This is a genomic window from Burkholderia sp. 572 (genome assembly GCF_040545135.1).
In the GTDB taxonomy this organism is placed as follows: Bacteria; Pseudomonadota; Gammaproteobacteria; order Burkholderiales; family Burkholderiaceae; genus Burkholderia; species Burkholderia cepacia.
The window spans coordinates 45,688-69,662 of record NZ_JBEPLH010000021.1; the positions used below are offsets into that span (position 1 = coordinate 45,688).

General features: G+C 68.2%; 22 protein-coding genes. 3 read left to right on the plus strand and 19 right to left on the minus strand.

From position 1 onward, the window contains the following. Positions 1 to 64 precede the first annotated feature (64 nt). The 3 genes from ABIC51_RS31340 to ABIC51_RS31350 all read right to left on the minus strand — a co-directional run bounded on the left by ABIC51_RS31340 (position 65) and on the right by ABIC51_RS31350 (position 3,795). On the minus strand, positions 65 to 628 hold the full coding sequence (locus ABIC51_RS31340; protein ID WP_021159266.1) for a barstar family protein: 564 nt from the start codon (positions 626 to 628) through the stop codon (positions 65 to 67). A gap of 16 nt (positions 629 to 644) precedes the next feature. Then, on the minus strand, positions 645 to 1,076 hold the full coding sequence (locus ABIC51_RS31345; RefSeq protein ID WP_006476946.1) for a guanyl-specific ribonuclease: 432 nt from the start codon (positions 1,074 to 1,076) through the stop codon (positions 645 to 647). A gap of 376 nt (positions 1,077 to 1,452) precedes the next feature. Continuing rightward, positions 1,453 to 3,795: an NADP-dependent malic enzyme gene (locus ABIC51_RS31350; protein ID WP_027788406.1), complete on the minus strand. Its 2,343-nt coding sequence runs from the start codon at positions 3,793 to 3,795 to the stop codon at positions 1,453 to 1,455. Positions 3,796 to 3,929: 134 nt separating this feature from the next. Between ABIC51_RS31350 and thiL the strand changes: the two genes are divergently transcribed. Genes thiL through ABIC51_RS31365 form a run of 3 tightly spaced genes read left to right on the plus strand, consistent with a single transcriptional unit; the run spans position 3,930 to position 6,001 of the window. Beyond that, positions 3,930 to 4,928 carry a thiamine-phosphate kinase gene (gene thiL, locus ABIC51_RS31355; protein ID WP_175897929.1) on the plus strand — a complete coding sequence of 333 codons (999 nt, stop codon included), beginning with the start codon at positions 3,930 to 3,932 and terminating at the stop codon, positions 4,926 to 4,928. Then, positions 4,918 to 5,469 (plus strand): phosphatidylglycerophosphatase A family protein, encoded by a 552-nt coding sequence (locus ABIC51_RS31360; RefSeq protein ID WP_175897930.1) that lies wholly within the window; start codon positions 4,918 to 4,920, stop codon positions 5,467 to 5,469. Before thiL ends, ABIC51_RS31360 begins: the two co-directional genes overlap by 11 nt. A gap of 31 nt (positions 5,470 to 5,500) precedes the next feature. Further along, positions 5,501 to 6,001 carry a CinA family protein gene (locus ABIC51_RS31365; protein ID WP_021161868.1) on the plus strand — a complete coding sequence of 167 codons (501 nt, stop codon included), beginning with the start codon at positions 5,501 to 5,503 and terminating at the stop codon, positions 5,999 to 6,001. A 35-nt stretch (positions 6,002 to 6,036) separates the two neighbouring features. Here ABIC51_RS31365 and ABIC51_RS31370 read toward each other — a convergent pair whose 3' ends face one another. The 16 genes from ABIC51_RS31370 to ABIC51_RS31445 form a co-directional block, all read right to left on the minus strand. Beyond that, a complete protein-coding gene (locus tag ABIC51_RS31370) occupies positions 6,037 to 7,095 on the minus strand; it encodes a hypothetical protein (RefSeq protein WP_027788409.1) in 1,059 nt (352 codons plus the stop codon). A 232-nt stretch (positions 7,096 to 7,327) separates the two neighbouring features. Next, a complete protein-coding gene (gene pyrF / locus ABIC51_RS31375; protein ID WP_059697855.1) occupies positions 7,328 to 8,155 on the minus strand; it encodes an orotidine-5'-phosphate decarboxylase in 828 nt (275 codons plus the stop codon). Between the two features lie 39 nt (positions 8,156 to 8,194). After that, the gene (locus tag ABIC51_RS31380) at positions 8,195 to 9,256 is read right to left on the minus strand and encodes an aldose 1-epimerase (RefSeq protein ID WP_059697857.1); all 1,062 of its coding nucleotides are present in this window, start codon (positions 9,254 to 9,256) and stop codon (positions 8,195 to 8,197) included. Positions 9,257 to 9,305: 49 nt separating this feature from the next. After that, complete coding sequence (locus ABIC51_RS31385; RefSeq protein ID WP_175897931.1) at positions 9,306 to 10,112, minus strand: SDR family NAD(P)-dependent oxidoreductase; 807 nt, start codon at positions 10,110 to 10,112, stop codon at positions 9,306 to 9,308. Between the two features lie 30 nt (positions 10,113 to 10,142). After that, positions 10,143 to 11,159, minus strand: coding sequence for an L-arabinose ABC transporter permease AraH (gene araH, locus ABIC51_RS31390; protein WP_060359803.1), 1,017 nt, complete (start codon positions 11,157 to 11,159; stop codon positions 10,143 to 10,145). A gap of 68 nt (positions 11,160 to 11,227) precedes the next feature. Beyond that, on the minus strand, positions 11,228 to 12,739 hold the full coding sequence (gene araG, locus ABIC51_RS31395; RefSeq protein ID WP_175897932.1) for an L-arabinose ABC transporter ATP-binding protein AraG: 1,512 nt from the start codon (positions 12,737 to 12,739) through the stop codon (positions 11,228 to 11,230). A 68-nt stretch (positions 12,740 to 12,807) separates the two neighbouring features. After that, positions 12,808 to 13,803 (minus strand): arabinose ABC transporter substrate-binding protein, encoded by a 996-nt coding sequence (locus ABIC51_RS31400; RefSeq protein ID WP_027788415.1) that lies wholly within the window; start codon positions 13,801 to 13,803, stop codon positions 12,808 to 12,810. A gap of 111 nt (positions 13,804 to 13,914) precedes the next feature. Continuing rightward, positions 13,915 to 14,694 (minus strand): SDR family oxidoreductase, encoded by a 780-nt coding sequence (locus tag ABIC51_RS31405; protein WP_042976654.1) that lies wholly within the window; start codon positions 14,692 to 14,694, stop codon positions 13,915 to 13,917. Next, positions 14,694 to 15,371: a 2-dehydro-3-deoxy-6-phosphogalactonate aldolase gene (locus ABIC51_RS31410; RefSeq protein ID WP_060372815.1), complete on the minus strand. Its 678-nt coding sequence runs from the start codon at positions 15,369 to 15,371 to the stop codon at positions 14,694 to 14,696. The genes ABIC51_RS31405 and ABIC51_RS31410 overlap by 1 nt, the downstream gene beginning before the upstream one ends. A gap of 22 nt (positions 15,372 to 15,393) precedes the next feature. Then, entirely contained in the window at positions 15,394 to 16,419 is a 1,026-nt protein-coding gene (locus ABIC51_RS31415) for a 2-dehydro-3-deoxygalactonokinase (RefSeq protein WP_027788418.1), read from the minus strand. Beyond that, the gene (locus ABIC51_RS31420) at positions 16,416 to 17,315 is read right to left on the minus strand and encodes an IclR family transcriptional regulator (protein WP_021161879.1); all 900 of its coding nucleotides are present in this window, start codon (positions 17,313 to 17,315) and stop codon (positions 16,416 to 16,418) included. The genes ABIC51_RS31415 and ABIC51_RS31420 overlap by 4 nt, the downstream gene beginning before the upstream one ends. 349 nt (positions 17,316 to 17,664) lie before the next feature. Then, positions 17,665 to 18,063: an EF-hand domain-containing protein gene (locus tag ABIC51_RS31425; RefSeq protein WP_027788419.1), complete on the minus strand. Its 399-nt coding sequence runs from the start codon at positions 18,061 to 18,063 to the stop codon at positions 17,665 to 17,667. Between the two features lie 79 nt (positions 18,064 to 18,142). Beyond that, a complete protein-coding gene (locus tag ABIC51_RS31430) occupies positions 18,143 to 19,753 on the minus strand; it encodes a S10 family peptidase (protein WP_027788420.1) in 1,611 nt (536 codons plus the stop codon). A 448-nt stretch (positions 19,754 to 20,201) separates the two neighbouring features. Then, positions 20,202 to 20,939 carry a monofunctional biosynthetic peptidoglycan transglycosylase gene (gene mtgA, locus ABIC51_RS31435; protein WP_042976647.1) on the minus strand — a complete coding sequence of 246 codons (738 nt, stop codon included), beginning with the start codon at positions 20,937 to 20,939 and terminating at the stop codon, positions 20,202 to 20,204. 14 nt (positions 20,940 to 20,953) lie between these two features. After that, positions 20,954 to 21,820, minus strand: a complete 867-nt coding sequence (gene aroE, locus ABIC51_RS31440; RefSeq protein WP_027788422.1) for a shikimate dehydrogenase — start codon at positions 21,818 to 21,820, stop codon at positions 20,954 to 20,956. Then, entirely contained in the window at positions 21,817 to 23,913 is a 2,097-nt protein-coding gene (locus ABIC51_RS31445) for a ribonuclease catalytic domain-containing protein (RefSeq protein ID WP_027788423.1), read from the minus strand. The genes aroE and ABIC51_RS31445 overlap by 4 nt, the downstream gene beginning before the upstream one ends. Between the last annotated feature and the right edge of the window lie 62 nt (positions 23,914 to 23,975).

Below are 23,975 nucleotides of genomic sequence, written 5' to 3' on the forward strand. Positions count from 1 at the left end.
AAAGCCCGCTCGAAGCGGGCTTTGGGCAGGTGTTTCACCGGATCGGCCGTTGGCCGACCCGTGCTTATGCGAACGAGTAGAACACGCGGAACGCGACCTTGCGCTCGGCCCAGAATTCGGCCGCCTCGCGGAACACGTCGAGCAGCGTCTCGCGCCCTTCCTTGTCGAATTTCTGCGCGATCGGCAGCCCTTCGAGGACGATCACGAAACCGGGCTGCGCGCCGGCCTTCGCGACGAGGTCGGTCAGGCAGTCGTACAGCGCGTCGTAGTTCTTCCCGAAATGTTTCGGGAACAGGAACGATGTCGCGATCGTTTCCATCACTTCCTGCTTCGACTGCGCGGCGCCGCAATATGCATACAGGAAATGCTGGCCGAGCCGGCCGGCTTCGTCGGCAAGATCCTGCACGCGGAACGCGCGGATCGACTGCACGAGATTGGGTCGCACGGTCGTGAAAAGGCTCATAGGCTCCTCGTTCGATGAAAGCCCGGGCTCGGCTTCCTGTTGCTCCGGCGTGCCGCCGGCCTGCGCCGCCGCGTGCAGTTGAATCACGCGCTGAAACAGGTTGCCGTCGCCGGCCGCGAACAGTTCCGCCGCCGCCGTTTCGTGCGCGTAGATGGAGTCGCTCATGCCATTCGTCCCGAAGTCATTCAACAATACGTTTAAAACTGTTGTAGTGGTCGCCCGTGTAATAACAGTTGTCGATCCGGCGCAACGGCCCGCCACAGACGATCCGGCGCGCGCCGCGATTGCGGGCACGCGGCGTCGGTACCGTGTACTCATGGTAGTAGCCGCGCTTCGCTTTTGGCAGGATCCGCTCGCGGTTGCCAAACACGACGCCGTCTTTCTCGTACGGATAGGGGCCGCCGGCGCCGATCAGGCCCAGCGTGGTCACGGCCTCGCGCGGAAGACTGGCGGTCGGGATCGTATCGAGCCCGCTCGCCGCGACGTCGGCCGGAACGGCCTCCCGTGCGTAAGCGGCGGAAACCAGACTGCCCGTCGGCGTGCCGACGATACCCATCGCGAACATCGCGAAGACGGACGCGAGCGCGCCGTTGCGGAGCCACTTGCGTGCCATGAACCAGGGTTCCCGCTGTTAAATCAAGTAGTTGACGACCAACAAAGGCGTTAGCGTAGCGTTATTGGCCGCGCGAATCAATGTCCGTTTGGGAATCGAAAGCATCGCGATGTCCGGAATTACGCATTTTTTACCGAAATCACACTACATTTATCTTACACAGGATAAAATAAAGGCGGCATCTCTCGTACGGCAAGACCTGCCTCCTTGCTGCGCTCGCTACCAGGAGTGGAGAGATGCTGCTGTTGCCTTGAGGGAAGCGCGTTTGCGCCCTGCCCGCGGCGTGCCCATTGCGGGCACGCCTCTTTTTGCTTTTGTTTACAATTTCGCCCGACGCGCCACGCCGGTTCGACCGGCCTGGCGCGTTCGTTTTGGCTCAGCGCGCGGCGTTCACGTCGGCGACCAGCAGCGCCGCCATGTTGACGATGCGACGAACGGTCGCCGATTCGGTCAGCACGTGCACCGGCTGTGCGGCACCCAGCAGGATCGGCCCGATCGCGATGTTGTTGCCCGCAGCCGTCTTCAGCAGGTTGTACGCGATGTTCGCGGCGTCGATGTTCGGCAGGATCAGCAGGTTCGCTTCGCCTTCCAGCGTCGATTCCGGCAGGATTTCCTTGCGCAGCGCCGCGTCGAGCGCGACGTCGCCGTGCATCTCGCCATCGACCTTCAGCTCCGGTGCACGTTCCTGCAGGATCGCGAGCGTATCGCGCATCTTCTTCGCCGAAGGTGCGTTGCTCGTGCCGAAATTCGAGTGCGACACCAGCGCGACCTTCGGCTCGATGCCGAAGCGGCGCACTTCTTCCGCGGCCATGATCGTGATCTCCGCCAGTTCCTCCGGGGTCGGATCGACGTTCACGTGAGTGTCGACGAGGAAGATCTGGCGGCCCGGCAGCACGAGGCCGTTCATCGCCGCATACACGCTGCAGCCCGGGCGCTTGCCGATCACCTGGTCGATGAAGTGCAGGTGGCGGTGCGTGGTGCTGATCGTGCCGCAGATCATCCCGTCCGCTTCGCCCTTCTTCACCAGCATCGAGCCGATCAGCGTGGTGCGGCGGCGCATCTCGACGCGCGCGAGCTGCTCGCTGATGCCCTTGCGCGCCATCATCTTGTAGTACGTCTGCCAGAAGTCGCGGTAGCGCTCGTCGTGCTCGGTGTTGACGACCGTGAAATCGGTGCCCGGCGTCAGGCGCAGGCCATAGCGCTGGATACGGTGCTCGATCACCGACGGGCGGCCGATCAGGATCGGCTTCGCGAGTTTTTCGTCGACGATGATCTGAACGGCACGCAACACGCGCTCTTCTTCGCCTTCCGCGAATACAACGCGCTTCTTCTCTTCCGGCGCAGCGCGCGCGATCTGGAAGATCGGCTTCATCGTCGTGCCGCTGTGGTACACGAACTGCTGCAGGTGCTGCTTGTAGGCTTCCATGTCCTCGATCGGGCGCGTCGCGACGCCGCCGTCCATCGCGGCCTGCGCGACGGCCGGCGCGATCTTCACGATCAGGCGCGGATCGAACGGCTTCGGAATCAGGTATTCGGGCCCGAACGACAGATCCTGGATGCCGTACGCGGTCGCGACGATGTCGCTCTGCTCGTGCTGCGCGAGCTCGGCGATCGCGTTGACGGCCGCGATCTCCATTTCACGCGTGATCGTCGTCGCGCCGACGTCGAGTGCGCCACGGAAGATGAACGGGAAGCACAGGACGTTGTTGACCTGGTTCGGGTAGTCGGTGCGGCCGGTCGCGAGGATCGCGTCGGGGCGCACTTCGAGCGCCGCTTCCGGCAGGATTTCCGGCGTCGGGTTCGCGAGCGCGAGGATCAGCGGGCGCTCGGCCATGCCCTTCACCATCTCCGGCTTCAGCACGCCGGCGGCCGACAGGCCGAGGAAGATGTCCGCGCCGTCGATCACTTCGGCCAGCGTCCGGGCTTCCGTTTCGCGGGCGAAACGCTCCTTGTCCGGGTCCATCAGCTCGGTGCGGCCCTTGTAGACCACGCCGGCCAGGTCGGTCACCGTGATGTTCTCGAGCGGCAGGCCGATGTCGACCAGCAGGTCGAGACACGCGAGCGCGGCCGCGCCCGCGCCGGACGCGACGAGCTTGACCTTCTTGATGTCCTTGCCGACGACCTTCAGCCCGTTCGTGACGGCGGCGGCCACGACGATCGCGGTGCCGTGCTGGTCGTCGTGGAACACCGGGATCTTCATCCGCTTGCGCGCTTCGCGCTCGACGATGAAGCAGTCAGGTGCCTTGATGTCTTCCAGGTTGATCCCGCCGAAGGTGGGCTCCAGCGCGGCGATCACGTCGACGAGCTTGTGCGGATCCGACTCGTTCAGCTCGATGTCGAACACGTCGATGCCCGCGAACTTCTTGAACAGCACCGCCTTGCCTTCCATCACCGGCTTCGACGCGAGCGGCCCGATGTTGCCGAGGCCGAGCACCGCCGTGCCGTTCGTGACGACGCCGACCAGGTTGCTGCGCGCGGTGAAGCGTGCCGCGTTGAGCGGATTCTCGACGATCTCCTCGCACGCGTACGCCACACCCGGCGAGTACGCGAGCGCGAGGTCGCGCTGGTTGATCATCTGCTTGGTCGGGGCGATCGCGATTTTCCCGGGGGTCGGGAATTCGTGATAGTCGAGGGCGGCTTCGCGGAGCTTGGCTTTGGAGGAGGATTGGGTGGACATGTGTCTCGTGACGGGCGGATTAGAATAACTGTTCGACGGCATTGTAGCGCCAATCATCGGCCGCCAGACCGGCGATTCGGGTGCAACAGCCGCGACAAAAATGTACCGGATGGTGCAGAAGCGCCGCCGTTCGCCTCGTACAATGCCGTTCCTTCAACCGTTCCGGATCGCCCGCCGTGCCAGCCGCCCTCTCCGAGTTTTCACTGATCGAACGCTTCTTCACGCGCCGCGCCGCGCAGGGCGCGCGCGCGTCGACGCTCGGCATCGGCGACGATTGCGCGCTGATCGCGCCGCGATCCGGGAAATTGCTGGCCATTTCGACGGACATGCTGGTGGAAGGCCGCCACTTCTTTCCCGATGTCGCGCCCGATGCGCTCGGCCACAAGACGCTCGCGGTCAACCTGTCCGACCTCGCGGCGATGGGCGCCGAACCGCGTGCCTTCACGCTCGCGTGCGCGCTGCCGCGTGCCGACGCGGCGTGGCTGGAAGCATTCAGCAACGGGCTGTTCGCGCTCGCCGAGCGCTACGGCTGCGAGCTGATCGGCGGCGACACCACGAGCGGCCCGCTGAACCTGTGCGTCACCGTATTCGGCGAAGTCGCGCCCGACGCCGCACTGCGGCGCGATGCCGCGCGCGACGGCGACGACGTCTGGGTGTCCGGCACGCTCGGCGATGCGCGCGCCGGCCTCGGCGTCGCGCGCGGCGAATGGGTGGCCGGCGCGGCCGAAGCGGCTGCGTTCCGGCACGCGCTCGAGCGCCCCGAGCCGCGCATCGCGCTCGGCCTGGCGCTCGCGGGCGTCGCGCACGCGGCGCTCGACATCTCGGACGGCCTCGCCGGCGACCTGCAGCACATCCTTGCCCGCTCGCACGTGCGCGCCGAGATCGATGCCGACGCGGTGCCGCGCTCGGCCGCGCTCACGACGCTGCCGCCCGACGTGCAGCGACGCTGCACGCTGGCCGGCGGCGACGACTACGAACTGTGCTTCACCGCGCCGGCGGCGGCCCGCGCGGCGGTCGAAGCGGCCGGCCTGACGGCCGGCGTGCCGGTCACGCGAATCGGTACAATACGCGCGTTGTCCGCGCCGTCGGAACAGCCCGCGATCGCGTGGCGCGACGCCGCCGGCGCGCCCCTCGCCCTCACGTTGCACGGCTTCGACCACTTCCATGCAGACTGACCCGACGCCCCCGCACGCTGCGGCCGAGCCCGGCTCCGCACCTGGCGGACACGCGCCGCGGCGCGCGACCGCGCGCTTCATGCTGTCGCACCCCGCGCACCTCGTGTCGCTCGGCTTCGGCAGCGGGCTCGCGCCGCTCATGCCCGGCACGTTCGGCTCGCTGTTCGGCTGGCTCACGTTCGTCGTGCTCAACCGCTACCTGACGGTGCCCGAATGGTGGGCGCTGATCGCGGTCGGCTTCGTGGCGGGCACGTGGCTCACCGGCTTCACCGCGAGAAAGATGGGCACGTCCGATCCGGGCGCCGTCGTCTGGGACGAAATCGTCGCGATCTGGCTCGTGATGCTGTTCGTCACGCCCGCGACCTTCATCGGCCAGCTATGGGCGTTCGTCGCGTTCCGCATCTTCGACATGCTCAAGCCGCCGCCGATCCGCTATTTCGAGCGCCGCCTGAAAGGCGGGCTCGGCATCATGGTCGACGACCTGGTCGCCGCGTTCATGACGCTGCTCGTGATCGCCCTGTGGCGCTCCGTCGTCGGCTGACCGATTTCCCGACTCCCGTTTCCCGACGCGCATGCCAACCGATTCCGTCGTCCACCAGCTTGCGATCCGCGCAGGCAACAAGCTGCGTGACGAGCACCTGACGCTCGCCACCGCCGAATCCTGCACCGGCGGCATGATCGCCACCGCGATCACCGACATCTCCGGCAGCAGCCAGTGGTTCGAGCGCGGCTTCGTCACGTACTCGAACCAGGCCAAGATCGACATGATCGGCGTGCCGCCCGACCTGATCGACAAGCACGGCGCCGTCAGCGAGCCCGTCGCGCGCGCGATGGCCGAAGGCGCGCTGCGCAACAGCCGCGCGCAGGTCGCGCTGTCCGTCACCGGTATCGCGGGCCCGGCCGGCGGCAGCGAGAAGAAACCGGTCGGCACCGTGTCGTTCGGCTGGAGCAACCGGCTGCATACCGACGTCGAGACGCTCGTGTTCAAGGGCGACCGCGATCAGATCCGCACGCAGGCGGCCGCGCATGCCCTGCGCGGGCTGCTGAAGCTGCTCGACGAGCGCGAGGGCTGACCGGCCGGGGCGCCCGCCGCGCCCTGCCGGCCCGCTTACTGGATCGCGTCGGGCTTCACGACGATCCAGTTCTTGTCCGCCGTGACCGGCAGGCCGAGCGACTTCTGCCGCGCGGCCGATTCATCCGACCACGCGCGGATCTGCGCCATCTGCTTGTCCTTCTTGTTCACCCACACGCGCACGCCGCCGCGCGCGACGTCGGTCGCGTTCAGCAGCATGTAGCCGTCGGACGTCGGCGTGTCGCCCGCGACGAGCACCGGCTTCTTCCACTGGTCGATCCAGCCGACGATCGAGCCGAGCTTGCCTTCGTACCACGTCATCGGGTTCATCAGGAACGGCGTGATCACGAGGCTGCGGTTCGCGGCCTCGTCGTACTTGCCCGCCTTGATCTGCAACCGGGACGTCGTCAGCGCGCCGGTCGCCGGGTTGCGCAGCAGCGTCGTCACGCCGATCACGTTCTGCGGCTTCACGTTGTAGCCGTACTTCGGGTCGGACAGCACGAGCCGCGCGAGCTCCTCGTGCGCGGCCGTCATCACGTAGACCTCGATCCCGTTCTCGCGCAGCGCGTTGTACAGCTCCTGCATCCCGCGGAAGAAACGCGGTGGGTTCACCGTGCCGTCGGCCACCTTGTCGCCCTGCCAGTAGCGGATCGGGATCGGCTTGCCGTCGGCGAGCATCGCGTCGACGTGGCGCTTCAGGTCGGCCAGCGACTGCCCGGCGAATGCCTGCGCGATCCACGGGTAGCAGACCAGGTCGTCGATCTCGCAGAGCCGGTAGTAATAGCTCGTCAGCGATTCCTTGTAGTCGGCGGAATCCTTGAACGGGATCAGCTTCAGCGACGGGTCGAGCGTGTCGCGCGTCAGCACGCCGCGGTTCTCCAGGTACGGCAGCAGCGACTCCTCGAGGTCGTAGCGATAGGTCGTGTTGTCGGCGTCGAACACCGCGTAGTCGCCGCGGTTCGCGTGCGCGGCGATCATCGCGTTCAACGCCTTCGCGCTGTCGGCCGGCCAGTGCGACAGGTCCGCCGCGTGGGCGAAGCTCATGCACAACGACGCGGCAAGCGCGCTCAGAAGACGTCGGGACAGCTTGGGCATGGCGTCACTCCCTTTCTTGACGGTTTCGTTACAGATCGATGACAAGCGCGAGCATCGCGCGATTGGCGCGCGGACATGCGGTGCGGAAACGACGGGAAATTGCCCGTGCGCGTCAGTGCGACGGCCGGGAAGGCGGGAAACGGACGCGGTAAGGCGGAGAAAGCGGCACGGGCCCGCGAACGCGGGCCTGCCGGAACCGGCTGCCCGCGCGGGCAGCCGGCGCCATTCTCGATCAGCGATGCGCGTTGATCGTGTCGCGGGTCTTCTGCGCGGCGAGCGCCGCGGCTTCGGCGAAATCCTCGCCCTTGCTCGCGTACAGGATCGCGCGCGACGAGTTGATCATCATGCCGGTGCCGTCGGCCGTGCGGCCTGCGTTGACGGTCGCCTGCACGTCGCCGCCCTGCGCGCCGATGCCGGGGATCAGCAACGGCATGTCGCCGACGATCCCGCGCACGATCTCGATTTCCTTCGGGAACGTCGCGCCGACCACGAGGCCGAGCTGGCCGTTCTTCGCGTTCCACTTGTTCGCCGCGAGATCGGCCACGACCTGGTACAGCGGCCGGCCGTTCGTGTCGAGGAACTGCAGGTCGGAGCCGCCCGGGTTCGACGTGCGGCACAGCACGATCACGCCCTTGCCTTCGTGCTCGAAGTACGGCTCGACCGAGTCGTAGCCCATGTACGGGTTCACCGTGACGGCGTCCGCCCGATAGCGCTCGAACGCTTCGCGCGCGTACTGCTCGGCCGTGCTGCCGATGTCGCCGCGCTTCGCGTCGAGGATCACGGGCAGGCCCGGGTGCTGGAGGTGGATGTGCGCGATCAGGCGCTCGAGCTGGTCTTCCGCGCGATGCGCGGCGAAGTAGGCGATTTGCGGCTTGAACGCGCTCGCGTATTGCGCGGTCGCGTCGACGATCTGCCGGCAGAATTCGAAGATCGCGTCGGGCTGGCCCTCGAACTGCACGGGAAAGCGCGACGGCTCGGGATCGAGGCCGACGCACAGCAGCGAATTCGTGCGCTGCCACGCGGCGCGCAGCGATTCGATGAAAGTAAGCGGGGAAGACATGGCGGGTACTCGCGGCAAACCGTTGGTAGACCGCGTATTTTACCCGCGTCGCCGGCGCGCCTCGCGTGTCGCGCCATTGCCGCGCGCATCGGCGCGCTCGACGGTGAACGCGAACCGCCGCGTGAGCCGCTCGCCGGGCGCGAGCAGCGTCATCCCGTGCGCGGTCGCGCCGCCCGGCAGGTTCACCGCGTTGATCGGATGATCGACCGGCTCGAAGCAGAAAAAATCCTCGCCGGGCGGGGTATAGAGCACGTACGCATCGGCGTCGGCCGCCACCGTCAGCGACAGTCCGCGGCGCGGCCAGCTCACCGTCGCGTGGCCGCCCCAGCCGGTGAATGCGTGATTGACGAGCGCGGCCGGCAGCGGATACGCGACGCCGAACTGCCAGGCCGGCGGCACGCTCACGTGCCGCACCGGCAGGAAATCGGCGCCCGACAGCCACAGCCCGCCGGCGGCCGCGGCCAGCTCGGTCACGTCGTCGCGCACCAGGAACGGATGCACACCGAGCCCGAACGGCAATCGCGCGCGCCCCGCATTCTCGATCGTCAGCGCGATCGACAGCGTCGTATCGTCGAGCTCGAACGACTGGATCGCGCGGAACGCATACGGCGCACCGGCGGTGCGATCGAGCGACAGCTGCAGCGACGTGGCGGTCGCATCGTCCACCTGCCATGGCGCGAGCCAGCCGTCGCCATGGATCGGCAGCGGCTCGTCGCGGCGGTTGCGCGGCACCGCGACGCTGCGCCCGTCGCATTCGAAACGCGCGCCGCCGATGCGGTTCGAGTAAGGCAGCAGTGGGTAGCACGCGAGCTGGTTCGGGTCCGTCGCCGTCTCCGGGTGGTCGCAGCGGCGGAACACCGGCATCAACGCGCCGTTGTCGCCGCGCCAGTCGAAGCGCGCGATGCCGCCGCCGAGATGCGGCAGCACGTCGAGCCGCAGCGCCGCGTTCGACAGCGTGACGGCCGCCGCATGCGCGGCGCCGACGCCCTGCGCGAAGGCGGCCGTCTGCGGGCCGGGGCTGACCGGCTGCGCGGCGGCGGCCAGGCGCGCGCGTCGCGACTGGCTGGTGGACGACGATGCGCGCGAGGACGTGGCGGTCATGATGAACTCCTTTCCTTCGTCGAAGAAACAATGCGGGTCGTGCGAACGGTCAGGCCCAGCCGCCGTCGACGATCACGTCCTGCGCGGTGATCATCCGGCTGTCGTCGGCCGCGAGGAACAGCGCCATCCGCGCGAGATCGGCGGGCAGCAGTTCGGCGTCGATGCACTGGCCGGCCTTGATCGCCGCGCGGCCCGCGTCGTCGAGCCACAGCCGGCGCTGCTTGTCGGTCATCACCCAGCCCGGCACCAGCGAATTCACGCGGATGCCGAACGGGCCGAGGTCGCGCGCGAGGCCGCGCGTCAGGCCCTGCACGGCCGCCTTCGCCATCACGTAGACGGGATAACCGCCGTTCTTCAGCATCCAGCTGATCGAGCCGAGATTGATGATCGCGCCGCCGCCCTGCCGCTTCATGTCGTCGATCACCGCCTGCGCGGCGAAGAACTGGTGACGCAGGTTCACCGCGATGCCCGCGTCGAACGATTCGGGCGTCACGTCGCCGATCGCGTGGCGCGCGTCGTTCGCCGCGTTGTTCACGAGCACCGCGATCGCGCCGATGCGCGCGCGGATCGCGTCGATCGCATGGCGCAGCGCGCCGACGTCGGTCAGGTCGCACTGGATGAACAGCGGCGCATGGCGTACGTGCGCGAGGCTGTCCGCCAGCGCGGCGCCGGCGCTCGCGTCGAGGTCGACGAACGCGACGCGTGCGCCCTGCAACGCGAAGTGTTCGACGAACGCCGCGCCGATGCCGGTCGCGCCGCCCGTGATCAGCACCGCGCGATCCTCGAGGCTCGGATACCGTGCATAGCGCGCGTGGCTCGTGGTGTGCGCGTCGTGCGCGGAAGTGTCGATGGTCATGCGGTTCGTCTCCGTCAGGGCAGGCCGGGGTCAGTCGCGTACGCCGCGGTTCTTCAGCTGGTCGAGCAGCACGGCCGCGAGCAGGATCGCGCCGCGCACCAGGTACTGGTAGAACGCGTCAATGTTCAGCAGGTTCATCACGTTCTCGACGGTGCCCATGATCAGCACGCCGATCACGACGCCGGAGATCGTCGCGCGGCCGCCCATCAGCGACACGCCGCCGAGCACGCACGCGGAGATCACGTTCAGCTCGAAGCCCTGCGCGGCGTTCGGCTGGCCCGACGTGATGCGCGACGCGAGGATCACGCCCGCGAGCGCCGTCACCGCGCCCTGGATCAGGAAGATGTACACGCGCGTGCGTTCGACGTTGATCCCCGCGAGACGCGACGCCTCGGGATTGCCGCCGATCGCGAGCGTGTTGCGGCCATACACCGTCTGGTTCAACAGCACGCCGAACGCGATGAAGCACAGCAGCGTGACCCAGATCGGCAGCGACACGCCGAAAAGCGACAGCCCGCCGAGCGCGATGAACGTATCCGACGACACGCCGACCGCCTGCCCCTTCGACACGATGAAGCCGAGCCCGCGCACGATCTCCATCGTCGCGAGCGTCGTGATCAGCGCGTTGATGCGCAGGTACGCGATCACCGCGCCGTTCACGAAGCCGATCGCGGCGCCGGCCGCGACCGCGGCGACGATCGCGACGAACGTGTTGTCGGTCGCGTTCAGCACCATCGCGCACAGCACGCCCGAGAACGCGACGGTCGAGCCGATCGACAGGTCGAAGTCGCGCGACGCCAGACAGAACATCATCGTGCACGCGACCATGCCGATCTGCGAGATCGACAGCGCGAGGCCGAGCATGTTGTCGATCGAGAAGAAATGATCGACCGTCAGCGACATCGTGATGAACATCACCGCGAAGATCGCGATCAGGCTGTATTCGGTCAGGTGCTGCCACCACTTCTGGCGGTCGCTCTGCTGCGGCACCAGCGCGTCGGCCGTGGGCTTCACGGCGGCGCTGCCGAGGTTTTCGTTGACTTGCATGATTGTGTCTCCTGCTCCTGCATCGCGCGGCCCGTGCCGCGCGTCCGATTCGATTGTCGTGTCCCGCGTCAGGCCGCCTCGACGGCGCTCGTCTGCGGCAGCGCCAGGCTCAGCACCGCGTGCTCGTTCGCCCGTTCGCGCGGCAGCTCGCCCGCGATCCGGCCTTCGCGCATCACGACGATGCGGTCGGACACGCCGAGCACTTCCGGCAGCTCCGACGACACCATCACGATCGCGCAGCCGCGCTCCGCGAGCCGGTAGATCACGTCGTAGATCTCGTGCTTCGCGCCGACGTCGATCCCGCGGGTCGGCTCGTCGAGGATCACGACCTTCAGGTCGGGCTCCGCGAGCCAGCGCGACAGGATCGCCTTCTGCTGGTTGCCGCCCGACAGGAAGCGGATCTTCTGGCGCCGGTTCGGCGTCTTGATCTTGAGCCGCTGGATGAAGCGGTCGGCGGTTTCGCTTTCGGCCTTGCGGTTGATGAACAGCCCCGCGCGCAGCGAATGGCGGCGGCAGCTGATGTTGATGTTCTCCGCGACCGACGCGATCGCGATGATCCCTTCTTCCTTGCGATCCTCGGGGCACAGCACGATGCCGTGGCGGATCGCGTCGCCGGTGCGCTTCACGTCGATGCGCGCGCCGTCGAGCGTCAGCACGCCCGCGCGCCGGTGATCCGCGCCGTACACGAGCCGCATCAGCTCGCTGCGGCCCGCGCCGACCAGCCCGAAGAAGCCGACGATCTCGCCCGCGCGCACCGAGAAGCTCGCGGGTTCGCGCAGGGCATGGCCGTCGACGCCTTCGGCGGAGAACCGCACGTCGCCGAGCGTGCGCGGCGCGTAATGGTAGATATCCGAAATCTCGCGCCCGACCATTTCGGCGACGAGCCGTTCGCGCGGCACGTCGCCGAGCGATTCGTGCGACGCGATCTTGCGCCCGTCGCGGAAGATCGTGCACGCATTGCAGAGCCGGTAGATCTCGTCCATCCGGTGCGAGATGTAGATCAGCGCGCGGCCCTGCGCGCGCAGGTCGTCGACGAGCTTGAACAGCACCTCGGTCTCGCGATGCGACAGCGAACTGGTCGGTTCGTCGAGCGCGATCACGCGCGCATTGCGCATCAGCGCCTTGCAGATCTCGACCATCTGCCGCTGCGCGATCGACAGCCGCCCGAGCTTCGCATCGGGATCGAGATCGACACCCATCGCCGCGAGCCGCTCGCGCACGTAGCGCTTCGCCTCGCGCTTCCTCACCCAGCCGAACGCATTCGGCAGGCGGCCGAGCAGCAGGTTTTCCGCGACCGTCAGGTCGGGCACGTACTGCAGCTCCTGGTGAATCACCGCGATGCCGGCCGCGATCGACGCGGCCGCATTCGCGAACTGCACGTGCTGGCCGTCGACCAGCACGCTGCCCGCATCGGGCTGGTATTCGCCGCCGAGAATCTTCAGCAGCGTCGACTTGCCCGCGCCGTTCTCGCCCATCAGGCCATGCACCTCGCCCGCATGCACGTCGAACGAGATGCCGTCGAGTGCGCGCACGCCGGGAAATACCTTGCCGATATTGTCAAAACGCAGTGCCGCTGACACGTCGTCTCTCCACTTCCGGAATCGATCGACCGCCGGCCGCCGCATCGCCGCGGCAGCCGGCGGGCCGCTTACTTCGACGCGAGCCCCATCTCGTCGCGCACCTTCGACACGTTGTCGCGCGTCGCGAGCATGCCCGTCGTCAGCGTCAGCGCCGGCGGTGCCTTGCCCTGCGTGATCCACGCGTACATCAGGTCCGAGGTTTCCTCGCCATGGCGCTTCGGGCTGATGATCACGGTGCCGTAGAAGCCCGTCGGCTGCGGCTTCTTGAACTCGTTCAGCGCCGAATCGGAGCCGCCGATGCCGATGCCGATCATGTTGTCGGCCTTGAAGCCGCGCCCTTCGGCCGCGCGCACCGCGCCGAGCACGGCCTCGTCGTTCAGGCCGTACGCCACCCAGTGCTTGAACTGCGGGTTCTTCGTGAGCGCGATGTTCGCCGCGTTGAACGCGTTCTCCGTGTCGGTCTTCGCCTGCGGCGCGGCGATCACGTTCGCCTTCGGGAAGCCGGCGGCCACCAGCGCGTCGGTCGCGCCGCTCGTGCGGTCGTGCGCGGTCGGCAGCTGCTCGTAGGTGATGTCGATCGCGCCGACGTCCTTCATGTCCCAGCCGCGCTTCTTGATCTCGGCCGCGATGCCGTCGCCGACCTGCTTGCCGATGTTGTACGCGGAGATCCCCATGTGCGGCACCGACTCGATCGGCTTGCCCGCGCCGTCGACGAGGCGGTCGTCGACCGTCATCATCTTCAGGTTGTGCGACTTCGCCTTCGCGACGATGCCCGGCCCGAGCTTCACGTCGGGCGTGCAGATGATGAAGCCCTGCGCCTTCTGCGCGGACAGGTTGTCGATCGCGCTCATCACCTTCTCGCCGGACGGCGCACCGATCTTCACGAGCGTGAAGCCTTTCGCCTTCGCCGCCATCTCGGCGAACTTCCACTCGTCCTGGAACCACGGCTCTTCCGGCTGCTTCACCAGGAAGCCGATCTTGACCGGATCGGCCGCATGCGCAACCGGGCTCCCGATCACCACCGCGGCAGCGGCGGCCAGCGTTACGAACGTTCTGCGTTTCATCTCCAGTGTCTCCTTGTCTTCATCGAACAGGATGCAGCCGCTTGTTGGTTTCGACGCAGCGTGCGCGCGGCCGTCGCACGTGCGGTCTTTCGAATCGCTACGTCAATCGTGTCAGTCGTGGTACAGCGCCGCACGCCCGCCGTCGACGGTGATGCATGCGGCATTGATGAACGGCGCCTCGTCGGACGCCAGGAACACGGCCGTCATCGCGACCTCCTCGGGCCGGCCGATCCGCTTCATCGGCTGCAGCGCGAGCGTGTCGGCGCGCGCGGCGGCCGGGTCGGGCTGCGCGTCCCACCAGTCGCGCGTGAGCTGCGTCTCGATGTAGCCCGGCGCGATCGCGTTCACGCGGACGTTGCGCGCCGCGTATTCGATGCCGAGCGCACGCGTGAGACCGAGTACGCCGTGCTTCGCGACCGGGTACGGAAAGCAGCCCGGGATGATCCTGAATGCATGCGTCGACGCGATGTTCACGATGCTGCCGCGACCGCGTTCGACCATCCCTTCCAGCGCCGCGCGGCAGCCGTGCCACACGCCGTCGAGGTCGACCGCGAAGCAGCGGCGCCAGTCGTCGTCGGTCATCGTCAGCGGATCGGCGAACACGTTGATGCCCGCGTTGTTCACGAGCACGTCGAGCGGACCGAACGCCGCCTCGGTCCGCGCCACGGCATCGCGCACCGCATCCTGGCGCGCGACATCCGCCTGCAGCGCCAGCACGCGCGCGCCGGCGATGTCGTGTGCAATCCCGGCGGCCGTGCGCTGCGCCTGCGGGAGGTCGAGATCGACGAGCGCGACGGCCGCGCCCTCGCGAACGAACGCGCGGGCGATCGCGGCGCCGATGCCTCGGCCCGCGCCCGTCACCATCGCGACCTTGTCCGCGAGGCGGCCCATCATGCGGCTCCGCCGCGCGCCGCGCGCAGGCCGGCCTGGAACGCACGCGCGTTCGCGGCAGTCTCGTCGGCCGGCTGGCCGGGCCGGTACAGCGCCGAACCGAGCCCGAAGCCGTTCGCGCCGGCCGCGAGGAACGGCTGCATGTTGTCGGGTGCAATCCCGCCGACCGGGATCAGCGGCACCGCGCGGTCGATCACCGCGCGCCACGCCTTCACGACGACCACGCCCAGCTGCTCGGCCGGGAACATCTTCAGCACGTCCGCGCCGTTCGCGAGCGCCGCGAACGCTTCCGTCGGCGTCGCGACACCCGGCGCGCTCGCGAGGCCGCGCTCGCGTGCGCGGCGGATCACGGCCGCGTCGCTGTGCGGCATCACGATCAGCGAGCCGCCCGCATCCTGCACGCGATCGACATACTCCGCGCGCAGCACCGTGCCCGCGCCGACGATCGCGTCGTCGGGCAGCGCGCGCCGCAGCGCCGCGATGCTGCCGAACGGCTCCGGCGAATTGAGCGGCACCTCGACGATCCGGAAGCCGGCTTCGTACAGCGCACGGCCGTGGTCGGCCGCTTCCGCGGGCGTGATCCCGCGCAGGATCGCGATCAGCGGACACGCGTCGAACGCGCGCATCAGCGCGGCGTGAGGCGTGTACGGCGCGGGGAGCGTAAGGTCGGACGGCATCAGGGGTTCCTCTGCAATCGGTTCATTGGTCGGCGCAGACAGGCTCGCCGTCCGCGCGCACGAGCCCGGCGCGTGACGCGATCCGCCACAGGCCGCGCTCGGTCGCATGCGCGACGACTCGCGCGGGCGGGTGGCCGAATTCCTGGAGCGCATCGGCGTAGCGCGCGCACAGGCCGTCGTTGCCGATCAGCAGCAGCGGCTGGTCCGCGAGCGCGATGCCGCGCTCCGCGAGCATCGCGTCGAGCGCGTTGAGCTCATGGCCGATCAGCAGGCCGGACAGGTAGTCGCCCTGCGCATCGGGCGCGAGCCGGTCGGTCAGGCCGAGCGTGCGCGTGCTGAAAATCGTCGCGAGCAGACCCGTGTGCCGCGCGCCGCGCGCGACCGATACGCCGCGCACGAACGCCGCGCGATCGGGCGACGCACCGGCGCGCATCGTGCGGCCGAGGATCGTGTGGTCGCGCAGCACCGCGAACAGCTCGCCGGTCATGAAGGTCTGGAACCGCTCGATCAGCCCGTCCGTCACCCACGCCCATTTCGCATGCGTGCCCGGCAGGCCGATCAGTACCCCTGAACGATCGGCGCCAAGCGTGGGATCGCTCGCGAGTGCGCCGACTATCTGCGTTTCTTCGCCTCGCATCACGTCGGGCAATTCGCCCGTGGCGATCACGCCCGGCACGATCGAGATCGTCGCCCCGCGCGAGGTCGTCACCGTGATGAGGCCCGCGACGAGCGCGTCGGCGCCGGCCGGCACCGCGACATACGGCGCCTCGCGCCAGCCCTGTGCGCTGCCGACCATCCCGGCGGCGAGCACCGGCAGGCCGGGCGAGCGGTCGAGCCAGTCGCCGCAGGCTTCCTCGAACACCGCGTCGAACGCGCGCGCGCCGCCGCCCGGCACATGCATGACGCCCGCCGGACGGCTGCGCGTGTCGATGAGCGCGCCGTGCGCGTCGTACAGATACGCGCGCAGCGAGGTCGTGCCCCAGTCGAGCGCGATCAGCGACGGGGTGGCGGAGGTGGCATCCGGAACGGGCCGGGTCGAAGTCGTCATCGTTTGATCCTGCGGGTACCCTGCGGCGGGCTCCAGCCCAGTTCCGCGGAAATGGCTCGCGCTTCGCGCTGCACGAGCGGAATCAGTTCGTCCATCCGGTCGTGCGGCATGTACGGAATCGTGCTCGCCACCGACACCGCCGCGACGACCGCGCCCGATGCGTCACGGATCGGTGCCGCCACGCAGCGGATCGACGCCTCGTTCTCCTCGAGGTCGAACGTATAGCCGCCCGCTGCGTAATGGGCCATGCGCTGCAGGAACGCGCTCGTCTCGGGCCGGTTGTCGGGCTTGAAATTGACGCCGGCCAGCGCGCGCCGTGCGGCCTCGAACAGCGAGCGCCACAGGTCGGGATCGAGGTCGAGCATCATCGCCTTGCCGATGCCGGTCGACGCGAGCGGCATCCGGTGGCCGACGCGCGAGCGCATCTCGAGGCCGCGCGTACCGGGAATCTTGTCGATGTACAGCACGTCGTCGCCGTCGCGCACGCCGAGATGGATCGTGTCGAGCGTCGCTTCCGCGAGCGCTTCGAGGTGCGGGCGCGCGACCGCGGTGAGCGGCATCTGCTCGAGCGCGATCGTGCCGAGCTCGATCAGCTTCGGGCCGAGCAGGTAGCCGCCCTGCACCTGCCGCAGGTAGCGCGCCTGCACGAGGCTGCTGACGAGGCGATGCGTCGTGCTGCGCGTCGTGCCGAGCGCGGCGCCGATCGCGCGCATGTCGCGCGCGCCGTTCGCGATCGCCTCGAGGATCGCCAGACCGCGCAGCAGCGTCTGCGTACCGGCCTGCTGGGCAGCGAGATCGAGCGGCGTGCTGGTCGCGCCGATGCTGTCGGTCAGCGACGCATCGTCCGGCGTCGCGCGCCGGGCGTCGAGGGCAAGGGAGTCGGGCATCTTGGTCATGGGGCGGGCTTCTTCAACGGAACCGGTGAAGCCGTTCGCGCGACGCCGGAACTGCGTCCGGCATCGCGGCGAGGCGGCGGTCGATGCACCGAATAAAGCGCCCGGCGAACTTCATGGAAGGTGTCTCCGTGTGCGTCGGGCGCCGCGCGATGCGTGGGTCCGAAGCTGTCGATGTGCTTCGGATTGTAGGAGCGCACGCACTCGCCTCCAATATTTGAATGCGTTGCCCAGATAATGAGAATTTGGCGGAAATCCGCGGCAGGCAGGCCGTAACGGCCGCGCCATGTGCACGGGGGCGGAACCCGCCGTGTCGCAGGTTCCGCCCCCGTTGGTTCACCGCGCGCCGCGCTTACTGCTGGCTCGTGCTGCGTGCCTGCATGTAGCGCTGTACGTCCGCGAACGACACGCGGCCGTTGCCGCTCGAGTCGATCTGCCGGAAGTGGTTCGCGACATAACCGAGGCCGGCCGCGCGCGCCTGCGATTCGGTGATCGAACCCGTGTTCTGCGAGTCGGCCGCGCTGAACTGCCGCGCGAGCTTGCGCACCACCTGCGCATGCAGCGCGGCGCCCGTCGTCTGCGTGCCGGCGGTCGGCTTGCGCGCGGCCGGCGGCACGTACGGATCGCCGAGCTGCGCCTGGCGCGCGCGCGCCGGCGCGGCGGCGTCGCTCGCCTGCGCGAACGCGGATACGGATGCTGCGGCGCCGACACATGCGAGCGCCGCGGCAACGACGATGAAACGATTCTTCATATCAGGCTCCAGTCTGGAATGAGGTCGTCGACGGCCGGCGCGGCGCCACCGCGGGCGCCTGTCGCCGGCCGGCGCAGCATCAGTGCGCGGCCGCGTTGTAGAAGGTCACGAGGTCGGCTTTCTCCTGCGGACGCGACGTATCGTCGAGATAGACCATGTGTCCGCCCTGATAGTCCCTGATCGTCAGGTTCGGTTGCGTCCCGAGCCGCGCGAGGTCGAGCTCGGTCTGGTAGAACGGCGTCGCGATGTCGTGATACCCGTTCAGCGACAGCACCTTCAGTTGCGGATTCAGCGTCAGCGCCGCGGCGAGGTCGGGGATCGTGTCGGGCATCGCGAGCCCGTCGTGCGTCCAGTCCCACGTGTTGATCGCGTTGCTGCTCAACGAATACGCCGACTGCGCGGTGTACTTCAGCTCGTTCGGCAGGTACTTGCCGATCGTGTCGGTGAACGGCTTCGTGATGAACGAGCTCGACGGATCGCCGTCCGCGGCAAGCGGGCTCGACACCGGCACGTTCACGCGCGCGTCGTAGCGGCCGATCAGCGTGCCCGGGATCAGCGACAGCTGGAAGCTGTTGTCGAAGAAGGTCGGGATCACGTTGAAGTCCGCATTCCACAGCGACTGCTTCACGCCGGTCGAATTCACCATCGTCGTGACGAGGGCCGGCGGCGGCGGCGTATGGCTCGCCAGGTACGCGTTCACGGCGGGTGCGTAGCTGCCGGCCGTCAGCAGGCGCATCTGGTCCGCATACTGCGGCAGGTTCGACGGGTTCGGGTTGTCGAGCTGGTAGTACGCACCGACGGTGCCATACGACGGCACGAAACCCGCGCAACTCACCGGGCTCGACCCGTTGTTCGAGTTGCCGATGTAGTCGCTCGCCATGTCGCAGTTCGTGTTGTAGTTCAGGATCGACGACTGCAGCACGATGCCGTCGAGCTTCACGCCCGCGGTCTCGAGCAGGTTCGCGAGCACGTCGGTGCGCGGCGTGCCGTACGATTCGCCGAACAGGTATTTCGGCGATGCACTGCGCTGGTTCACGGCGAGGTAGCGCGTGACGAAATCGCGAAACGCGCCGCCATCCTGGTCAACGCCCCAGAACGTCTGGTTCGTGTTCGGCGCGATCGCTTCGGAGAAGCCGGTGCCGATCGCATCGACGAACACGAGGTCGGTCGTGTCGAGCAGGCTTTCCTGGTTGTCGACGAACGGGAACGTCGACGTGTTCGCGTTCGGGTCGCCCGTCTGGATCCGGCGCGGGCCGAACGAGCCGAGGTGCAGCCACACCGATGCCGAGCCGGGACCGCCGTTGTACAGGAAGGTGACGGGCCGCTTCGCCGCGGGCTGGTTGTCGGCCGTATAGGCGACATAGAAGAACGAGGCTTCGGGCGCGCCCGTCTGCGGATTGCGCGCGACGAGGTGGCCGGCCGTGGCCGTGTAGCGGATCGTCTTGCCGTTCAGCGTGATCTGGTGATGCGTGACGGCGGCCTTTTCAACCGCGGCGGAGGCGTCGAGCGACGCGTTCGCGCTCGACGAATAACTGTTCGGATCGTTGTACGCCCTGTCCACCTGACCGGCGGGATCGGCTGAGTTGTCGGCGCTGGCAGCAGCGGACGATGTCACGTCGTCGTTGCAGGCCGTCAGAATCAGCGAAGAAAACACCACTCCCAACAACAGCTTCGCTTTGCTCGCTGGCATCGTTGCTTTCCTTCTCTCGGATGTTTTTTGTATCGAGCAGCCGGATAAGCCGCCCCCCGCCTCGATCGCGGCCGATAAGCCGAGGCGCTGGCCAATATACGCGAGCCCGTCAGCTTTGAAAAATTTTGAAATATTTGGCCGGCGGCCGGTGCGGCGCACACCTTTCAGGAATGCTTCGGTTCGCGAAACGTTGCATTTCACGTGCCTTTCACGGACTTTCGCGTTTACCCGGGAATACTAAAAATTCCAGGATTTCGTGCCATATCAGCCAACAAACGCGCGTGATCGCGAGCATTGCTCAGCAAAGCGAAATAGACGGATTCGTCTAATGGATGTGACCCGAAATGCGCGTGACGCGCATGCGCTGCAGCGCACAAACGGCCCGCGCGCGACCCGAGTGCAGCGCACGGGCGTCGAAACGGTCAATGTGACGGCGCACTCGCGCCGTTCACTCCGATTGCGGTAGTTCGGCCGCGCCCATCCGGCGGGCGATGACTGCCGCGCGCTGCGCCTGGTAGGCCGAGCCGCGGTGCGCGTCGAACCAGCGCGGCTTCGGCAGCATCACCGCGAGGCGCGCCGACTGCCACGCGCCGAGCCGGCTCGCGGGAATCCGGTAGTAATAGCGTGCGGCCGCCTCGGCACCGTACACGCCGCGTCCCCACTCGACGGAATTCAGGTAGATCTCGAAGATCCGCTCCTTGTCGAGCACCGTTTCGAGCATCCACGTGATGATGAGCTCCTGCCCCTTGCGGATGTAGCTCTTCTCGCGCGACAGGAACAGGTTGCGCGCGAGCTGCTGCGTGATCGTCGAGCCGCCCGCGACGATCCGGCCGCGCGCCTTGTTCTTCTCCCACGCCTGCAGGATCGCGTCGACGTCGTAGCCGTTGTTGGTCGCGAAGGTCGAGTCTTCCGACGCGATCAGCGCGCGCTTCAGGTTGCGCGAGATCTGGTCGTAAGGCACCCACTGGTGCTGGATCTGCGCGGGCGGCTTGTCGCGCGACAGCCACCACGCGTCGGTGCGCATGAACGCGGTCGAGCCCGGGTTCACGAACGACCACAGCGCGATCTGTACGAGATAGAACAGTTGCGTCGCGAGCCACGCACCCGCGAACACCGATCCCGCATAGACGATCCAGCGCGTCGGGCTCACCGTCCGCGTGTGCTGCGTGCCGCTCACCGCCACCACGTGCCGCGCCCCGTTCAGCTCGCCGCGAGCGCCTGGCGCAGCGCGGCCAGCACCGGTGCGCCGTCCGGACGCACGCCGCGCCAGATGAAGAACGATTCGGCCGCCTGCTCGACGAGCATCCCGAGCCCGTCGGCGGTGCGCGCGCCGAGCGACGCCGCATGCTGCATGAACACCGTCGGCTGCGCGCCGTACATCATGTCGTACGCGAGCGTGCCCGCGCCGAACGCGGCCGCGTCGCACTCCGGCAGCGCGGCATCGAGGCTGCCGGCCGTCGCGTTGATCACGACGTCATATGGCTCCGCGCGCACGACGTCCGGGCCGCCGCCCGCGAGCGTGCAGCCCGCATCGTGGGCGGCCTGCATGAACTGGCCGACGAGCGCCTCGGCCTTGCTCGCGGTGCGGTTCACGATCGTGATCGACAGCGGCGCGCGGTCGAGCAGCGGCAGCACGACACCGCGCGCCGCGCCGCCCGCGCCGAGCAGCAGGATGCGCGCGCCCGCCAGCGACACGCCGAGATTCGCTTCGATGTCGCGCACGAGGCCGACGCCGTCGGTGTTGTCGCCATGGATACGGCCGTCGGCGTCGATGCGCAGCGTATTCACCGCGCCCGCCGCCGCCGCGCGCGGCGACAGCGTGTCGGCAAGCGCATGCGCCTCGAGCTTGAACGGCACCGTCACGTTCGCGCCGCGACCGCCTTCGGCGACGAATGCCCGCACGGCCGCGTCGAACCCGTCGACCGGCGCGAGCCGGTGCGTGTATTCGACCGGCTCGCCCGTCTGCGCGGCGAACTGCGCGTGGATGAACGGCGACTTGCTGTGCGCCACCGGGTTGCCGAACACGACATAGCGGTCGGCGCCGCTCGTCGACGCAGCTGCGGTCATGATGCGCGCCCCTCTTCTTCGGCGTTGCCGCCCGTGGCTTCGCCGCCTTCACCACCTTCGCCGGCTGCCGCGCCGTCCGCCTCCGCCAGCGCTTCCGCCTCGGTTTCGGCCGTCGCGTCTTCGGCGTCGATCAGCGTGTCGTCGCCGCCTTCGGCGTCATCCTCTTCGTCGGCCGCGTCGCCGCTCGTCACGGTCGGCGCATCGAGCACGTTCAGCAACCGCACCGATGCCTCGATCGTCAGCTCGTCGAGCGACATCACGTCGAGCAGCACGCGCGTGCCGCGCGCATGCACGCCGAGCCCCGGCACGTGCAGCAGCAGCGGAATTTCCTCGAGGCGTACGAGATCGCCCTTCACCACGCTCGCGACGACCTGCTTCTTCTGCTCCTGCGCGAGCCAGCGCAGGCACCAGAAGTACTCCATCCGGCGCTGGTAGTCGGCGTAGGCCGTATACGTGTCGTCGAAGCCCTGCACGACCGCGTACAGGTCGGCGTCCTTCGGCTTGAACGGTGCGGCGAGCTTCGCGGTGACGCCGTGCTGCACGCACGCGAGCAGCTGCCACTGGTTCACGAGGTCGACGTAGCGGCGCAGCGGCGACGTGCTCCAGGCGTACTGCGCGACGCCGAGACCTTCGTGCGGCGCGGCCGTCGTCTGCATCCGCGTGCGCTTCGGGCCCGGTGCGCCGAAGCCGCGCTGCGAGCGGTAGATGCCCGGCACCGTGTGATCGTGCAGGAACGCGCCCCAGGTCGAGTTCGCGAGGATCGCGAGCTCCGACACGATCAGGTCGAGCGGCGAGCCGCGGCGGCGCGGCGTGATCGTCACGTGCTCGCCTTCGACGTAGAAGTTGTAGTCGGTGTTGCGCTGCACCTCGCGCTTCAGGCCGTAACCCGCGCGCGCGACCTGGCGCTTCTCGAACAGCGCCTGCGCGAGCGGCCACAGCACGGCGATGTCGTCCTTGTGCGGATAGTCGCCGGTGCCGGCCGCGAGCGTCTCTTCGTTGACGAGCTCGTCGAGGTTGTTGTGCCGCAGGTTGTTCTTCACGAACACGAGCTCGGCGCGCGTCTCGTTCGCGACGATCTCCTGCGTTTCGCGGTTGACGATGATGTACAGCGACAGTGCCGGGCGGTAGTCGCCCTCTTTCAGCGTGAACACGTCGACGACGTCGTCCGGCAGCATCGTGATCTTGTCGCCCGGCATGTAGACGGTCGACAGGCGCGTGCGCGCGATCGCGTCGATCGCGTCGCCGCGCACGATGCCGAGCGCCGGCGCCGCGATGTGCACACCGATGCGCACGCGGCCGTCGGAGAGATGCTCGACCGAGAATGCGTCGTCGATTTCGGTCGTCGTGATGTCGTCGATCGAGAACGCCTCGACGTCCGCGCGCGGCAGGTCGTCCGGCAGCGGGCCGACCGTGACGGCCGGAAAGCCCGTGCCGTGCGGGAAGAACTCCGCGAGGAAGCGCGCCTCGTGCAGCGCGCGCGGCGACGCGATGCCGCCGCAGTCGAGCATCAGCCGCGCCGGCGACACGCCGCGCGCACCAGCCGCCGCTTCCATCGCCTTGTATTCGATCGCGTTCTTGTCCGGCCGCGTCAGCAGCCCGAGCACCTTGCCCGCGAACGCTTCCGGCAGCTTGCCGGCCTTCAGTTCCTCTTCATACTGCGCCTGGACGAGCGCCTGCTGGCGCTTGCGCTCGAGCGACGCGAGCGCCATCTTGAGCTGCTCTTCCGGCGCGCGCTGGTACTGGCCGCGCCCCTTGCGGCGGAAGTAGACGGGCGAGCCGTGCAGTCGCAACACCAGCGCCGCACGCTCCACCGGGCCGTACGTCGCGCCGAAATATTCCGCGGCCAGCGCCGTATACGCGAACTCGTCGGTCGGCGCGCATTCCCACAGGAAATCCAGGTCGATCTGCTGCGCGGCCGTGTCGGCTTCCTGCATCAGTTCGCCCGCGGCCGGCTTGTCGAATTCGATCAGCACGTCTTTCGCGCGCACCTTGGCCCGCCGCCCGCCGGGCAACTCGACCTGAAATGCGTCGCCCTGGCGCGACAGCACGCTGCCCGCCTTGAAACTGCCCGATTCCTCGAAGAAAACGTTCACTCAGTACTCTCGTTCAGACTGCCGGGCGCCGCGTCCGCGGCGCCGCATGATGATGGGAATTC

Bases quoted from the DNA above. Each gene is read 5' to 3' on its own strand.
- ABIC51_RS31385 (WP_175897931.1), bottom strand. From the start codon at position 10,112: ATGACCATCGACACTTCCGCGCACGACGCGCACACCACGAGCCACGCG.
- ABIC51_RS31410 (WP_060372815.1), bottom strand. From the start codon at position 15,371: ATGCCGTCCGACCTTACGCTCCCCGCGCCGTACACGCCTCACGCCGCG.
- ABIC51_RS31345 (WP_006476946.1), bottom strand. From the start codon at position 1,076: ATGGCACGCAAGTGGCTCCGCAACGGCGCGCTCGCGTCCGTCTTCGCG.
- ABIC51_RS31400 (WP_027788415.1), bottom strand. From the start codon at position 13,803: ATGAAACGCAGAACGTTCGTAACGCTGGCCGCCGCTGCCGCGGTGGTG.
- ABIC51_RS31405 (WP_042976654.1), bottom strand. From the start codon at position 14,694: ATGGGCCGCCTCGCGGACAAGGTCGCGATGGTGACGGGCGCGGGCCGA.
- ABIC51_RS31350 (WP_027788406.1), bottom strand. From the start codon at position 3,795: ATGCCGTCGAACAGTTATTCTAATCCGCCCGTCACGAGACACATGTCC.
- ABIC51_RS31380 (WP_059697857.1), bottom strand. From the start codon at position 9,256: ATGACCGCCACGTCCTCGCGCGCATCGTCGTCCACCAGCCAGTCGCGA.
- ABIC51_RS31360 (WP_175897930.1), top strand. From the start codon at position 4,918: ATGCAGACTGACCCGACGCCCCCGCACGCTGCGGCCGAGCCCGGCTCC.
- araH (WP_060359803.1), bottom strand. From the start codon at position 11,159: ATGCAAGTCAACGAAAACCTCGGCAGCGCCGCCGTGAAGCCCACGGCC.
- ABIC51_RS31365 (WP_021161868.1), top strand. From the start codon at position 5,501: ATGCCAACCGATTCCGTCGTCCACCAGCTTGCGATCCGCGCAGGCAAC.
- aroE (WP_027788422.1), bottom strand. From the start codon at position 21,820: ATGACCGCAGCTGCGTCGACGAGCGGCGCCGACCGCTATGTCGTGTTC.
- ABIC51_RS31430 (WP_027788420.1), bottom strand. From the start codon at position 19,753: ATGCCAGCGAGCAAAGCGAAGCTGTTGTTGGGAGTGGTGTTTTCTTCG.
- ABIC51_RS31370 (WP_027788409.1), bottom strand. From the start codon at position 7,095: ATGCCCAAGCTGTCCCGACGTCTTCTGAGCGCGCTTGCCGCGTCGTTG.
- ABIC51_RS31425 (WP_027788419.1), bottom strand. From the start codon at position 18,063: ATGAAGAATCGTTTCATCGTCGTTGCCGCGGCGCTCGCATGTGTCGGC.
- ABIC51_RS31340 (WP_021159266.1), bottom strand. From the start codon at position 628: ATGAGCGACTCCATCTACGCGCACGAAACGGCGGCGGCGGAACTGTTC.
- pyrF (WP_059697855.1), bottom strand. From the start codon at position 8,155: ATGTCTTCCCCGCTTACTTTCATCGAATCGCTGCGCGCCGCGTGGCAG.
- ABIC51_RS31420 (WP_021161879.1), bottom strand. From the start codon at position 17,315: ATGACCAAGATGCCCGACTCCCTTGCCCTCGACGCCCGGCGCGCGACG.
- ABIC51_RS31415 (WP_027788418.1), bottom strand. From the start codon at position 16,419: ATGACGACTTCGACCCGGCCCGTTCCGGATGCCACCTCCGCCACCCCG.